This window comes from Haloferula sargassicola (genome assembly GCF_040362925.1).
Taxonomy (GTDB): domain Bacteria; phylum Verrucomicrobiota; class Verrucomicrobiia; order Verrucomicrobiales; family Akkermansiaceae; genus Haloferula; species Haloferula sargassicola.
In genome coordinates this window covers 123,280-137,022 of sequence record NZ_BAABRI010000001.1, presented here as the reverse complement: position 1 = coordinate 137,022, position 13,743 = coordinate 123,280, and the positions used below count along the sequence as shown (strand labels likewise).

Here is a 13,743-nt window from a genome sequence, read left to right as displayed (position 1 = left end):
TTGAAAACGACCGTCATTCTCCGCGACGAACTGGTCCGCCAAGCCAAGGCGCGCGCCTCGTTGCGCGGCGTTTCGCTGAGCCGATTCGTCGAGGAGAGCCTGGAGCGGACCTTGAGCGACCCGGCGCCGGAACCGGAATCCGTGGGCGATTGGCTCGCTTCGCTCCCGACCGTTTCCAAGGCCGCCTCGAAGGATCTTCAACAGGCGCTGGCGTCGGACGACTTCCGCCCGGTCGATTCCGGCATGTGGCAATGATTCTCGACACCAACGCGCTATCCGCCCTCGTCCGCCAATACGGCCGCCCCATCGTGTCCCGCGACCGGCATTTCGATCATGTCGAAGGGGTGGTCAGGCTCGACTGGTGATCAGCGCAGCCAGCCGCTCATCCGCCGCCCTCAGGCTCTTGCCGATCGCGAGTTCCTTCTCACCCCTCTCCCCGGATACCCCGCGCTCCAGCGACTCCCGCAAGGCCCGGCCCACTTCCTCCACCGCGGCGGCTTGGAAATGCGGATCGTCCACCGGCGCGCCATCCGACACCTCCGGGTCGAGGCTTTCCAAAACGAACTCCGCCAAAAACTGCGGCTGGCAGATGCGATAGACCCGCAGGCCCAGCCGAAAGAGATCGCAGGCCACTGGGCGCATCGACTCCACACCCGCCGTCTCCCATGCCCGCTCCAGCTCGAGACCCTCTTCCACCAGGTCGGTCGCGTCGGCGATCCAGTCGCCTTCCGACCCGCCGAGCTTATCGCACAGGCGCCGGGCCAGCCCATGCCTCGCTTTCAACGATACTTCCGCCGCCTCCGCCGATTGGCGTTCCAGCGGGGAAACGATCGCCAGCACCTGCTGCGGATCATCGCCCCGGTGCAGCATCGCCGCCGATCGCGCGATCACGGCCCGCGGTTCCTCGCCGCCTTCCAACTCGTCGATTGATTTGGCAAACGAAGCCATCGCCTCCTCTTCGCGAGCCAACTCCCGCAACGCCAGGCCCCGGTTGTTCCAGGCCACCGCACGCCGCCATTTCACGGCCTCGCCCGGCTCCAGCGGCTCCAGTTCCTGCAGGCCTCGCTGGTAAGACGCCACCGCCTCGTCATGGCGCGACAACATCCGCAGGGCATCGCCGCGATTGATCCAGCCCGCGGCGAAGCCCCAGCGGAACACCGGCTCCTCGTCGAGAGGCAGCGACTCGCGCAAACGGATCGCCTTCTCCAAGTCCTCCAGAGCCCTCGCGGCATCCATGACTCCCAGCAAGGCGATCGCCCGGTTCGTGTGAAGGTTCGCCATCTCGTTGCGGGCCGGGTTTTCGGAAAGATCGACGCTTTCCTGCGCCCCGCGATCGTAGGCCTGGAGCGCTTGCTCCGTGTTCCCGGCATCGCGATGCAGGTTCCCGAGCACCATCGCCAGTCCGAGCCGCACCGAGGCACACATCGAGCCCTCCGCTCCCTTCAGGAAACGGAACGCTGCCTCCAGCTCGGCCACCGCGCCGTCGAGATCGTCGGGCGGCGGCGAGTGACGCCACTTTTCCAAAATGCCCAGCACGTCCCCCATCGAGGAGGCGAGCCCGTCCTGATGTCGGAAAACCTCGGCCATGTCAGTTTGCCGCGTCGGCCAGTTTCGCGAGGCTGTCGCGGTAGTCCTGCAGCGATCCGCCCGGACGCAGCTTCAGCGCTTCATCCACCGCCGTCAGCGCCGCGCCGAAGCGCGACTCTCCGACTCGCAGCTTGGCGATTTCCACCCAGGCATCGGCCGCGACCTGCTCGACCGCCGTCGCGCGTTCCAACAGCAGCTCGCCCTCGCCCGGCTTGCCACGGGAAACCTCGTACTTGCCGAGCTCCAGCAGCGCCACCCCGTCGGTCGGGTCTTCTTCGATCAGCTTGGAAAGCATTTCCACCCCCTTGTCCGGTGCCTCGTCCGAATCGATCTCCAGCTTCGCCTCCGCCAGGCGCAGCGGTCGCGGCGCCTCGCCCTTGATCTGCTCCCTGGCCTTCTCCAGCAGCGCTCTCGCCACTTCCCACTCGCGCACCGAGGTCGCAAAACCCAGCACCGCCATCAGCCGGCCGTCGGTCGGCTTCGTCCCGGCGGCGAAGGCCTCGGGAACCAGCGCCAGGGCGTCTTCCGATCGCGACTCGCGGAGGTTCAGCTCCGCGAGCAGCAGCAGGCCGTCGCCGCTCAACCGACCCAGCCGGCGAGGCAGCTCAAGCGCCTTCACCGCGTCATCGAGCCGCCCGAGTTCGATCAACATCCCGGCCTGCAGCTCCGCGTAGCCCGCCTCCTCCGGCCGCCGGCGGATCACCTCGTCGAGCAGCGCGACCGCCTCGCTCGTTTCATCGAGCTGCTGCAAGCACTGCGCCACGCCGGCTTTCCATTCCACCGCATCCGGCTCGCTGACCTGCGCCATCCGGTAGGCTTGGAGCGCGCTCGCCCACTCGCCCTGCTCAAGGCGGCAATACCCGATCATCCCGTAGGTCGAGCCATCGGAATCCCCGAGTCGCACCGCCTCGATCAGGTGCTTCAAAGCGTCCTCGGTCTTCTCCTTTCGCACCAGCAGCACGCCCAGGTTCCGATGCGCACGACGGAACGACGGGTAGTCCTCGATCGCCTTCCGATACGCCTTTTCCGCGTCGTCGAGTTCGCCGGTTTCGAAATACAGGTTCGCCAAGTTGAAGGTCAGCGCCGCCGACTTCGCGGTCAGCGAACTGCCCTTCAATTTCGCCAAGGCCGCCTTCCGCTCGCCGTCCTCCATCGACTTCTGCACCTCGACCAGCAGCCCCCGCTCGTCGGTGGAAACCGCCGGCTCGATCCGCGCCTCGATCCGGTAGCTGCCATTGAAAGACTTCAGGAAGGCCGGGTCCTTCCAGTATGAAGTGGATAGCGGCAGCGGCTCGGCTCCGTGCGCAAGGTGCGCGACCAGCAGCAGGGCCGTTACTTGGAACTTGGAACTTGGAGTTTTCATTTCTTGATCACAATCGGCCACGACATCACCGCCTTGACTCTTTGCCCGTTCTTGGTCGGCGCGGTGAACCGCGAACCGGAAGCCACCCGCCGGGCGGCGGAAACCAGTTCCTGGTGGGTGGCCGAAATCACCCCCAGCACGCGCACGCCGCCGCTGGTGCTCAGCTCGACGCGCAAGGTCACCGTGCCCTGGCTCACGCCTTTTCGCGCCAGCGATGACGGAAAGCTCGCCCGGCCGTGGCGCAGCAGCCGCGGCTTCCCATCCAACTCGCCCACCGAGTAAGTGGACTTCATCGCCGGCTTCGGGGCCGGGCGCGGTTTGGAGGCGGGTCGCGGGGTCGGGCGGCTCGGCGTTTTCGCCACCGGCCTCGGACGCGGGCGGGGCGCTTCTTTCACCACCGCCAGCGGCGCGGGCGCCACGTCGGTGAAAAACGGATCGACCGGCATCGTGATGTCCATCGGCACGTCGGCCTTGGGAATCGGCACCAGGGTCGGGTCCGGCACTTCGGCCACCTCCGTCAATGCCGGCGGCGGTGGCGGCGCATCGGGCGGCGGCTCTTCCGGCGGCGGAGGCGGCGGCTCGGGCAGGGTCGTGATTTCGATCTCCCGCAGCTCGATGTCCGGCACCTTTCCGCTCGGCGTGAGCAGGCGCGTGAGCCCCAGCAGCGCCAGCAACAAGGCCGCCACCACGATGCCCACGAGGATGCCCGAAATCTTCATTTCTCGGTCGCCAGGGAAACGGATTCCGCGCCGGCCAGCTTCGACGCGTCGATGACTTTCACGGTCGACTCGGTCGGCGCCGCGGCATCCGCGCGGATGATCACCGGCACCTGGCCGTCCTCTTCGAGCAGGGTGGAAACGACCGCCCGCACGCCGTCCATGCCGATCTCCCGGCCTCCCTGCCAGACGCGACCTTCGGAGGTCACGGCGATCAGGATGGCCTGCTTTTCGAGGTCCTGCGAACTCGCCGCGCGCGGCTTCGAAACCTCGACGCCGGTTTCCTTCACGAACACGGTGGTCACGATGAAAAAGATCAGCAGCAGGAACACCACGTCGATGAGCGGCGAGATGTCCACCGTGCTCACGGTGTCGCTGGTGGTGCTGTGTCGGAAACGTCTCATGCTCCTTGCTTCAGTTCTTCATGCAGCTGGCGTTGCAGCTCCAGGTGGGTCGACTCCGCCTGCCGCTTCAGCAGCGCCAGCAGGAAGGCGGCCGGCACCGCAATCACCAGCCCGGCCTGGGTCGTGACGAGCGCCTTGGAAATGCCGGCCGAAATCGTGTCGATCGGCGGCGCATGGCCACCCGCGGCCATGCCGGAAAAGCTCACCAGCATGCCGGCCACCGTGCCGAGCAGCCCGAGCAGCGGAGCGGCGGCGATGAGCACGCCAAGGAAAGGCAGGCGCCGTTCGACCCAGGCCACCTCTTCCAGCTCGAAGGTCGCGAATCGCCGCGTCCACTCGCGGATGCCCGGCGTTTCCCTGGCCCACGGCAATCCACCGGTGGTGACCGGCGATTTTTTCCAGGCCCCGTCATTCACGCGCTGCCGGAGTTTCCGACCATGCCACCAGACCACGAAGACCAGCGAATAGATCATCACCGCCAGCACCAGCAGCGCCCACAGCGTGAGCCCGCCTTCATTGAGCGTGGTCAGGATCGCGTTCTTCATTTCGAGCGCTGTGCGTTGACGAAGGAAAGCCCGAGCCGCTCGGTCGTCTGCACGATCCCCTGGCTGCGGCGCGACAGGAACGCGTGCAGGATCAGCGCGGGGATGGCCACGATCAGGCCGAACAAGGTCGTGATCAGCGCCTCGGAAATCCCGCCGGCCAGCGGCTTCGGATCGCCCGAGCCGAACACGGTGATCAGGTTGAAGGTGCGGATCATGCCGGATACCGTGCCCAGCAACCCGAGCAGCGGCGCGGTGGCCGCGGTCACCGCGATCACCGGCAGCAGCGAGGAAACCTTGTCCTGCACGCTCATGAGCTGCTCGTAGAGCGTCTCTTCTACGACGTCCGCCGTATTTCCGGAAAGCTCGACGAGCTTCCGCATCACGCCGGCCGCCGGATGGGCGGGCTTCGCGGCCAGCTCCGCGGCCTTGTCGCGGTCGCCCGTCCGCAACGCGGCGAGGATCGCCGTGACCCAGGCATCGCCCGGCTCGCGGTAGCCGGCGAAACGGATGACCTTCAGGATGCCGAGCACCAGGCTGATCACCGCCAGCAGCAGGATCGGCCAGACCCACAGGCCACCCTTTTTCACCAGGTCGATCGGCCCGCCGCCGACCTCGTCGAGCGCCCGCGCCTTGCCCCCGGTGACATCGAGCCCCAGTTCGGCCTCGCCGCCCTTGAAAAGATCGCCAACGCCGGCCTCGCCGAGCACCTTCGGCAGGCTCTCGCCGCGTTCCCCAACCACCGCTCCCGAGACATTGCCGCCCTCGAACCATGCCAGCGGCCCGGCGGCGGCGAATTGACCTTTCACCACCTCGCCATCCTCGGTGCTCGCTTCGCCTTCAGCGATCGAGCCGCCCATCAACTTTTCGAGCCGCTCCAAGGAGGCATCGACCACCTCCAGCCGCTCGCCGAGCGCCTGCGACGGGTCATCCGCTTCCCTGGCCAGCGTTTCCTCATCGACCGCCAAGGCCGGCTCGCCCGGTCCCGCCAACGTACCGATCTTCAGCGCGTGATCCTTCAAAAGCCCGGCCAGATAGCCGGCATCCTGGCTGCGCACCGCCCGCTCGCGCTCGAGTTGTCGCATGGCCTGCTCGCGATCCTCCACCGCGGTCCGCGCGATCCGCACCAGCCGACGTTTCTCGCCCAGCTCCTGCTCGACCTCCTCGAACTCCTTCGACATCGCCGGCTTTTCCTTGGTGATTTCACTGCGCACCGACTCCAGCTTCTCCAGCGCCGCGGAGAGATCCTTCCTCGCCGTTTCCAGCGCCTGCGGCACGGAAACCTGGGCTCCCACCGGCGACGCCAGCAGCGCCGCGAACATCAACGTTTTTCCCAGCTTCATCGCGCGTCTCAATCTTGGATCTTCACCGGCAGCTCCACCAACTCCGGCGGACGCTTGCGGTCCAACTCGTCGAAGGCCTTCACGATCTCGCCCGCCAGTTCCGGCCGGCCCTCCCATTTCCATCCGCCCTCCGCCGGCACTCCGATGCCCGCGTTTCCGCTACGGTCGGCATAGTAGGCGCGCGCCAGCCCGAGGTAGAGCACCTCCACCTCGCGGCCGTCCCGCACCTCGCTCGCGCGGTTGACCCGGCGGTTGAACTGCTCGGCCTTGGTCACGAGGCCCAGGATCGCCTGCAGGCCGTCGCGCGGCTCGTCGCCGGGCTTCCAACCCTCGAGGGCGAGCCGCTCGACCTCCGCCTCCTTGGCCAGCGGCTTGGGAAACATCGCGGCCAGCGCCAGCGCGCGCTCACGGTTCCGCGCCACCGCCTCGCCGGCCGTCCGCCGGGCCGCCTTGAGCTTCGCGATTTCCTGCTCGGCCTCCGTTTTCCGCGCGTCGTAGTCGCCGGTCGAGGTGCCGGATTTTTCCAGCTCCTCGTTCAAAAGTTCCAGCTCACGGCGGTGCAGTCCGAGCAGCTCGTTCATCTCCGCCTTGCGCGTTTCCCATCCCGATCGCTCGGCGGAAACCTGCGACTTCACGTCCACGATTTGGGCGATCGTTTCCCGCAGCTCGACGATCTGAACATCGGGTGAAGCTTCGACCGGAAAAGCGCCGAACAGCGCCAACGCAGCAAGGGTCAATATCTGCATGGACGCCTCGTTAGCGTATCGCATAAAATTTGCAATAGCTGAACCAGGGCCCGACCGAAATCTCTCCTGACCAATCTTGCGAACGAGTCTCATTTAGTGACGGCGTCATGATGGAAGCCCCCCAGCCGGTCAACCAAGAAGTCGATGGCGCAGGAGCGCCGATGATGAAATCGGCATCACCTCATCCCGAGACAAGGCGACTTGTCGATAGAGAGCCTCGAAGGTCTCGATTTCAAGAAGCTGCGAGCCTCCCTACCGAGATGCCTTCCAGCTCCGTTGGCGAGGCGATGCCGATTTCATAATCGGCGCTCCTTTTCCGCCCGGGCTTGTGCCTTCGCCGGACCGCTTCCAAGCTGCACTCATCATGCATGTCCCGACCTTGATCTCCCGCAAGCGCGACGGAGAAACGCTGTCCGCCAGCGAGATCCGCCACCTTGTCGATGGCTATGTCGACGGCTCCGTCCCCGACTACCAGATGGCCGCCTTCGCCATGGCGGTTTTTTTCCAAGGCATGGATCCGGTCGAAACCGCCGCCCTAACCCGCGCCATGCTCGAAAGCGGCGATGTTTTCCAGCACCCGAAGGGCCCGCCGGTGATCGACAAGCACTCGACCGGCGGCATCGGCGACAAGGTTTCGCTGCCCCTCGCCCCGCTGCTCGCTGCCGCCGGGGCGCGGGTTCCGATGGTCTCCGGCCGCGGCCTGGGCATCACCGGCGGCACGCTCGACAAACTCGAATCGATGCCCGGTTTCCGCACCGGACTCTCGCTCGACGAAGCCCAGAAGCAGCTCGGCGAGATCGGCGTCTGCATGATGGGCCAAACCGAGCGCTTTTGCCCCGCCGACCGGAAACTCTACGCCCTGCGCGACGTCACCGGCACGGTCGCCTCGATCCCGCTGATCACCGCCTCGATCATGTCGAAGAAGCTCGCCGAGTCGCTCGACCGCCTCGTGCTCGACGTGAAGTTCGGCTCCGGCGCGTTCATGAAAACGGAGAAGGACGCCCGCAAGCTCGCCGACGCCATGATCGCCGTCGGCATGGAGATGGGCGTCGAGGTGAAAGCCATCCTCAACCCCATGTCCGAGCCGCTCGGCCGGGCGGTCGGCAACGTGCTGGAAGTCATCGAAGCGCTCGAATGCCTTGACGGCGGCGGCCCCGCCGATCTGCGGAAACTGGTGCTCGATCTCGCGGAAGCCATCGCGCCCGTATCCCGCGACGAACTCCAAGCGCTGCTCGACGACGGCACCGCCCGCGCGAAGTTCGACCAGCTCGTCGCCGCGCAGGGAGGAAATCCCGACGACCTCCCGCGCCTGGCGGAAATCCACCGCGCCGACCTCATCCTCGAAATTCCCGCTCCGGACACCGGCACCGTGAAGCGGGTCGATGCCGGCCTGATCGGACAGGCCGCGCTCCAGCTCGGTGCCGGCCGCTCGCGTGCCGACTCGGGCGTGGATTTCGCCGTCGGCTTCGATCGCTTGGTGAAAATCGGCGAGCACGTCCATCAGGGCGACCCCATCTGCCGGGTCCACTGCCGCCACAAATCGGACTACGACATGGCCGAGGCGCTGGTATTGGAAGGATTGGGAATCGAACCATGAAGCCCGGGAAAATCATCGGATTGATCATCCTCGCCGGATTTCTCGGCGTGTTCGTCTGGGGCCTCACCCGCCCCGCCAAGCGACCGGCCACGCCACGACTTGAGAAATCGCTTTTGGAAATCGAAAAGATCGAGTCCAGAGCCAAGGACCGGCTCGACGCGGAGTTGGTGAAACAACTCATCGGTGAGGACCTTGATGACCGGCGCTTCAAGTTCGGCATCGTCATGGAGGCCGCCTCCGGGAAAAAAGTCCTCCCTTTCAACCCGAACAACGAAGCCCACGCCCGCGTCCACGAGGCGATCACCGCCGCCCTGGAACACGCCGCCGCCACCCTCGGCCGGCCCGACTCCCCGGTCCGTGGGCTGCGTCGCATCAACGAGGCCTCGCACTTTTTCGAGGATGCTCTGCTCGAAACCCTCGACGCCCAGCCCGACCTCTCCGCCGGCATCCCGCTCACCCACGACGGCCGCCACCAGCGCAGCGGCTACCCCGACCTGCGCATCGAGCACCTGCCCAGCCACACGGTCTTTTACCTCGATCCTAAACTCGTCGAGCAGACCTCGTGGGACAGTTCGCTGCGCACCTTCTACTTCGAGCCGAAGGCCGGCAGCCTCAAGATCACCGAGGACGCGGTCCACCTCCTCGCCGGCATTCCGCACGACGGCCGGGATGGCCAGTGGACCTTCGGAAAAGCCAAACTCATCGACCTGTCCGCCATCACCCTGCGCCTCAAGCCCGAATTCCAGGCCTCCAACAAGGATCTCTATCCGCCGCAGTAAATCGGAGCGCTGGCTCTAGCCGGCGCGTCCCCCGAGCCCATGCCCCGCCCGCACATCAGCCTCAACTTCGCCCTTTCCGCCGACGGCCGCATCACCTCCGTCGCCGGCATCGCCTCCGGCTGGACCTCGCAGGCCGACAAGGACCGCTTCCTCCACCTCCGCGAGTCCGCCGACGCGCTGCTCGTCGGCCGCGGCACACTGGAGGCCGACCGCATGACGATGACCGCCCCGCAGAACCCGCTGCGCTGTGTCGTCTCCGGAAAAGGCCGCTTCGACCCCGCCCACCCGCTCTTCCACACCGAGGGCGGACCGATCCACCTCCTCGGCATTTACCATCCGCCGACCTCCATCGGGGGCACCACGCCCCATCACTCCAGCCTTCCGGATTTCCTCGCCACCCTCCACCGCGACCACGGCGTGGAAAAGCTCCACTGCGAGGGCGGCGCGACCCTCGTCCGCGAGTTGGCGGAGCTGGACGCCATCGACGAGATCCACCTCACCTGGGCTGCTCACACGCTTTTCGGTGGCCGCGAAGCCCCCGGGATCACCGGCCCGCCCGGCGACTTCCTCCCGGCCTCACGCCAGTTCGAGCTGACCCACTTCGAACCGCGCCCCGACCTCGGCGAGTGTTTTCTCAGCTACCGCCGGGCCTGATTTCCCCAACAAGAAAGGCCGTCTTCCCCGGGGAAGACGGCCTGAAGAAAAGTTCGCGCGGAAGGCTGGCTCAGTGCTCCTCCTCCTCGTGCCCGGCTCCATGCCCCTCATCCCCATGCTCCGCGTGCTCTCCGTGCTCCGCGTGTTCCCCGTGGGCTCCGTGCTCCTCGTGCAGCACCTTCGTTTCCTCCCAGTCGTGACGTTCGCACGAAACGGCGGCGAACGCGGCGGCAGCGGCAAGCAGGCAGAAAAGTTTCATCGCCGCTTCGTTTAGGCCCCCTCCCCGCCCCCGACAAGCGGGAATCGAGCCTTCCGCCGGCTCGTCCCCAGCAATTCCCGCGACGCGAATCGGCAATCGCGCGAAGCCACTCCTTGGCCCCTTGACGTTGACTGTTGCCGTGAAAAAGCACGCAACCCTCGAGGCCAACGAGGCCGTCTCCTCCGTGGCCTGCCGTCTCAGCGAAACGATCGCCATCTACCCGATCACCCCCAGCTCCCCGATGTCCGAACTCGCCGACGTGTTCGAGACCCGCGGCCAGAAGAACATCTGGGGAACGATCCCGCGGGTGATCGAGATGCAGAGCGAGGGCGGTGCCAGCGCCGTCTGCCACGGCACGCTGCAGGCCGGCTGCCTTTCGACGACTTTCACCTCCTCGCAGGGTCTGCTGCTGATGATCCCCGCGATGTACAAGATCGCCGGCGAACTGACGCCCTTCGTCATGCACGTCGCCGCCCGCTCGCTGGCCACCCACGCACTGTCCATTTTCGGCGACCACCAGGACGTGATGGCCGTCCGCCAGACCGGCTTCGCCCTGCTCGCCTCCGCCTCGGTGCAGGAGGCCCAGGACATGGCGGCCATCGCCCACGCCGCCACGCTTTCCACCCGCGTCCCCTTCCTCCACTTCTTCGACGGCTTCCGCACCTCGCACGAGGTTCAGAAAATCGAGACCGTCGGCGATGATGTCCTGCGGGGAATGATCGACGATACCGACCGCCTCGCCTTCTACCAGCGCGGCCTCACGCCCGACGCCCCCACCGTCCGCGGCACCGCGATGAACCCCGACGCCCACTTCCAGGCGCGCGAGGCCTGCAATGTCTTCCACGACGCCGTTCCGGGCAAGGTGCAAGCCGCGATGGACAAGTATGGCGAACTTACCGGCCGTCACTATCATCTCTTCGACTATGTCGGCGCGGCCGACGCGGAAAAGGTGATCATCGTGATGGCCTCCGGCGGCGAGACGGTTTCAGAGACCGTGAAATTCCTCGCCGCCCGGGGCGAAAAGGTCGGCGTGATCCGCGTCCGGCTCTACCGCCCGTTCGACCAGGCCGCCCTGCTCGCGGCGTTGCCGGCCACGGTGAAATCCATCGCCGTCCTCGACCGCACCAAGGAACCCGGAGCGCCCGCCGAACCGCTGCACCTCGACGTTTCCTCCGCCCTCGCCGAAGCCCTGGACACCGGCACGCTGCCCTTCGCCATGCCGCGCGTCATCGGCGGAAGATATGGCATTTCCTCGAAGGAGTTCACCCCCGCCATGGTCAAGGCGGTGTTCGACGAACTCGCCAAGCCGCAGCCGAAGCGCCGCTTCACGGTCGGCATCGAGGACGATGTCACCCATCTCTCGCTCAGCTACGATCCCTCCTTCAGCATCGAGCCGGACTCGGTCGTCCGCGCCGTCTTCTGGGGACTCGGCTCGGACGGCACCGTCGGTGCCAACCGCAACTCGATCAAGATCATCGGCGAGGAAACCGACAACTTCGCGCAGGGCTACTTCGTTTTCGACTCGAAGAAATCCGGCGGCGTCACCGTTTCCCACCTGCGCTTCGGCCCCGAGCGGATCCGCGCGCCGTATCTCATCGATACCGCCAGCTTCGTCGCCTGCCACCAGTTCGGGTTCCTGGAAAAATACGACGTCTTCGATTGCGCCGCCCGCGGGGCCACCGTCCTGCTCAACGCGCCCTACGCGCCGGACAAACTCTGGGACAAGCTTCCGCTCGAAGCCCGCCAGGCGATCGTCGAGAAGGACCTCAAGGTTTACACGATCAACGCCTTCGAGGTCGCCCGCGAAGCCGGCATGGGCGGCCGCATCAACACCGTGATGCAGACCTGCTTCTTCGCCATCTCCGGCGTGCTCAGCCGCGATGAAGCCATCGCGAAAATCCAGGACGCCATCCGGAAAACCTACGCCAAGAAGGGCGACGAGATCGTTCGCAAGAACTTCGCCGCGGTCGACATGTCGCTGCAGCACCTCCACGAGGTCCCCATCCCCGGCACGCTCGAGGGCGAACCGCGCGCCGCCACCGTGCCGGACGACGCGCCGGACTTCGTCAAGCGCGTCACCGCCGTGATGATGGAAGGCAAGGGCGACCTGCTGCCCGTGTCCGCCTTCCCGCCCGATGGCGTGTGGCCGACCGACACCACGAAGTGGGAAAAGCGCGCCATCGCCCACGAGATCCCCGCCTGGGAGCCGGACCTCTGCATCCAGTGCAACAAGTGCGTGCTCGCCTGCCCGCACGCCGCCATCCGCGCCAAGTTCTACGACAAGTCCGAACTGGAAAGCGCGCCGGAAACCTTCAAGTCCGCCGACTTCAAGATGCGCGATTTCCCCGGCTCGGGATATACCATCCAGATCGCCCCCGAAGACTGCACCGGCTGCAAGCTGTGCACGGTCGTCTGCCCGGCCAAGGACCGCCAGCAGCCGAAACGCAAGGCGCTCAACATGACGCCGCTGCTCGACGTCCGCGCGCAGGAGCGGGAAAACTACGACTTCTTCCTCAACACGCTGCGGGATCCGGATCGCTCGAAGCTCAACCACGGAGAGGTGAAGTCCTCGCAGTTCCTGCGCCCGCTCTTCGAATACTCCGGTGCCTGCGCCGGCTGCGGCGAAACGCCCTACGTCAAGCTGCTCACGCAGCTCTTCGGCGACCGCCTGCTCGTCGCCAACGCCACCGGTTGCTCCTCGATCTACGGCGGCAACCTGCCGACCACGCCCTACGCCAAGAACGCCGACGGCCGCGGCCCGGCCTGGGCCAACTCGCTGTTCGAGGACAACGCGGAGTTCGGCTTCGGCATGCGCTTCGCGGTCGATCAGAAAAACGAAGCCGCGCAGATGCTGGTCGCCCAGCTCGCCCCGGAACTCGGCGATGACCTCGTCCGCGACCTGCTCGATGCCGACCAGTCCGACGAAGCCGGCATCGAAGCCCAGCGAGCCCGCGTTTCCGTGCTGAAACAAAAGCTCGCCACCGCCTCCGGCTCGCAGGCGTCCACGCTCAAGCTCCTCGCCGACTACCTCGTCCGCAAGTCCGTGTGGATCGTCGGCGGCGACGGCTGGGCCTACGACATCGGCTACGGCGGCCTCGACCACGTCCTCGCCCAGGGCCGCGATGTCAATGTGCTGGTCCTCGATACCCAGGTCTACTCGAACACAGGCGGCCAGGCTTCCAAGGCCACGCCGATCGGCGCCGCCGCCAAGTTCGCGGCCAGTGGCAAGGGCAGCGCGCCAAAGGAGCTCGGCCTGATGGCCATGCAATACGGCAACGTCTACGTCGCCCGCGTCGCCATGGGCGCCAAGGACAGCCAGGTCGTGAAGGCCATGCGCGAGGCCGAGGCCTGGAACGGCCCCTCGCTGATCATCGCCTACAGCCACTGCATCGCCCACGGCTTCGACCTCTCGCTCGGCATGGACCAGCAGAAGCTGCTCGTCGACTCCGGCCTGTGGACACTCTTCAGGTACGATCCCCGCCGTATTTCCGACGGCCAGCCGCCGCTCATCCTCGACTCGAAGGAGCCGAAGGCGAAGACCGCCGACTTCATGCGCAACGAGACCCGCTTCCGCATGATCGAAAAAATGAACCCGCAGCGCTTCAAGAGCCTCGCCGAGCAGGCCCAGGAAAGCGCGAAGCACCGCTGGAAGCTCCTCGAACAGATGGCCGCCATCCATTTCCCCGAAGAAGCCGCCGTCACCACTGAAGAAGCAGAGTAGCCAGTAGCCAGTAGCCAGTGTCTTCTTCTGCA

Annotated in this window: 13 protein-coding genes; 5 read left to right on the top strand and 8 right to left on the bottom strand. The window is 66.3% G+C overall.

The features are described from left to right. Window positions 1-255 carry a DUF6364 family protein gene (locus ABXH26_RS00570; RefSeq protein ID WP_353565071.1) on the top strand — a complete coding sequence of 85 codons (255 nt, stop codon included), beginning with the start codon at window positions 1-3 and terminating at the stop codon, window positions 253-255. A gap of 93 nt (window positions 256-348) precedes the next feature. On the opposite strand, the gene ABXH26_RS00565 is transcribed toward ABXH26_RS00570, so the two are convergent. From ABXH26_RS00565 to ABXH26_RS00535, 7 genes are read right to left on the bottom strand one after another with little or no spacing between them, the layout of a single operon-like run. Beyond that, window positions 349-1,587, bottom strand: coding sequence for a tetratricopeptide repeat protein (locus ABXH26_RS00565; RefSeq protein WP_353565070.1), 1,239 nt, complete (start codon window positions 1,585-1,587; stop codon window positions 349-351). A 1-nt stretch (window position 1,588) separates the two neighbouring features. Beyond that, window positions 1,589-2,950 carry a tetratricopeptide repeat protein gene (locus ABXH26_RS00560; protein ID WP_353565069.1) on the bottom strand — a complete coding sequence of 454 codons (1,362 nt, stop codon included), beginning with the start codon at window positions 2,948-2,950 and terminating at the stop codon, window positions 1,589-1,591. Beyond that, complete coding sequence (locus ABXH26_RS00555) at window positions 2,947-3,669, bottom strand: energy transducer TonB (RefSeq protein WP_353565068.1); 723 nt, start codon at window positions 3,667-3,669, stop codon at window positions 2,947-2,949. Before ABXH26_RS00555 ends, ABXH26_RS00560 begins: the two co-directional genes overlap by 4 nt. Next, a complete protein-coding gene (locus ABXH26_RS00550) occupies window positions 3,666-4,070 on the bottom strand; it encodes an ExbD/TolR family protein (RefSeq protein ID WP_353565067.1) in 405 nt (134 codons plus the stop codon). The genes ABXH26_RS00555 and ABXH26_RS00550 overlap by 4 nt, the downstream gene beginning before the upstream one ends. Beyond that, window positions 4,067-4,615 (bottom strand): MotA/TolQ/ExbB proton channel family protein, encoded by a 549-nt coding sequence (locus ABXH26_RS00545; RefSeq protein ID WP_353565066.1) that lies wholly within the window; start codon window positions 4,613-4,615, stop codon window positions 4,067-4,069. Before ABXH26_RS00545 ends, ABXH26_RS00550 begins: the two co-directional genes overlap by 4 nt. After that, window positions 4,612-5,967 (bottom strand): MotA/TolQ/ExbB proton channel family protein, encoded by a 1,356-nt coding sequence (locus tag ABXH26_RS00540; protein ID WP_353565065.1) that lies wholly within the window; start codon window positions 5,965-5,967, stop codon window positions 4,612-4,614. The genes ABXH26_RS00545 and ABXH26_RS00540 overlap by 4 nt, the downstream gene beginning before the upstream one ends. Continuing rightward, window positions 5,964-6,725 carry a DUF3450 family protein gene (locus tag ABXH26_RS00535; RefSeq protein WP_353565064.1) on the bottom strand — a complete coding sequence of 254 codons (762 nt, stop codon included), beginning with the start codon at window positions 6,723-6,725 and terminating at the stop codon, window positions 5,964-5,966. Before ABXH26_RS00535 ends, ABXH26_RS00540 begins: the two co-directional genes overlap by 4 nt. Before the next feature lie 340 nt (window positions 6,726-7,065). On the opposite strand from ABXH26_RS00535, the gene ABXH26_RS00530 reads away from it, so the two are divergent. The 3 genes from ABXH26_RS00530 to ABXH26_RS00520 are packed head-to-tail and all read left to right on the top strand — an operon-like array spanning window position 7,066 to window position 9,731. After that, window positions 7,066-8,298, top strand: a complete 1,233-nt coding sequence (locus ABXH26_RS00530; RefSeq protein WP_353565063.1) for a thymidine phosphorylase — start codon at window positions 7,066-7,068, stop codon at window positions 8,296-8,298. Continuing rightward, on the top strand, window positions 8,295-9,077 hold the full coding sequence (locus ABXH26_RS00525; protein WP_353565062.1) for a hypothetical protein: 783 nt from the start codon (window positions 8,295-8,297) through the stop codon (window positions 9,075-9,077). Before ABXH26_RS00530 ends, ABXH26_RS00525 begins: the two co-directional genes overlap by 4 nt. Window positions 9,078-9,116: 39 nt before the next feature. Beyond that, window positions 9,117-9,731, top strand: a complete 615-nt coding sequence (locus ABXH26_RS00520; protein WP_353565061.1) for a RibD family protein — start codon at window positions 9,117-9,119, stop codon at window positions 9,729-9,731. A gap of 70 nt (window positions 9,732-9,801) precedes the next feature. Here the strand turns inward: ABXH26_RS00520 and ABXH26_RS00515 are convergent, their stop codons facing one another. Next, a complete protein-coding gene (locus ABXH26_RS00515) occupies window positions 9,802-9,990 on the bottom strand; it encodes a hypothetical protein (protein WP_353565060.1) in 189 nt (62 codons plus the stop codon). Between the two features lie 139 nt (window positions 9,991-10,129). Here ABXH26_RS00515 and nifJ point away from each other — a divergent pair, with 139 nt between their 5' ends. Beyond that, a complete protein-coding gene (gene nifJ / locus ABXH26_RS00510; RefSeq protein ID WP_353565059.1) occupies window positions 10,130-13,711 on the top strand; it encodes a pyruvate:ferredoxin (flavodoxin) oxidoreductase in 3,582 nt (1,193 codons plus the stop codon). Window positions 13,712-13,743: the final 32 nt, after the last annotated feature.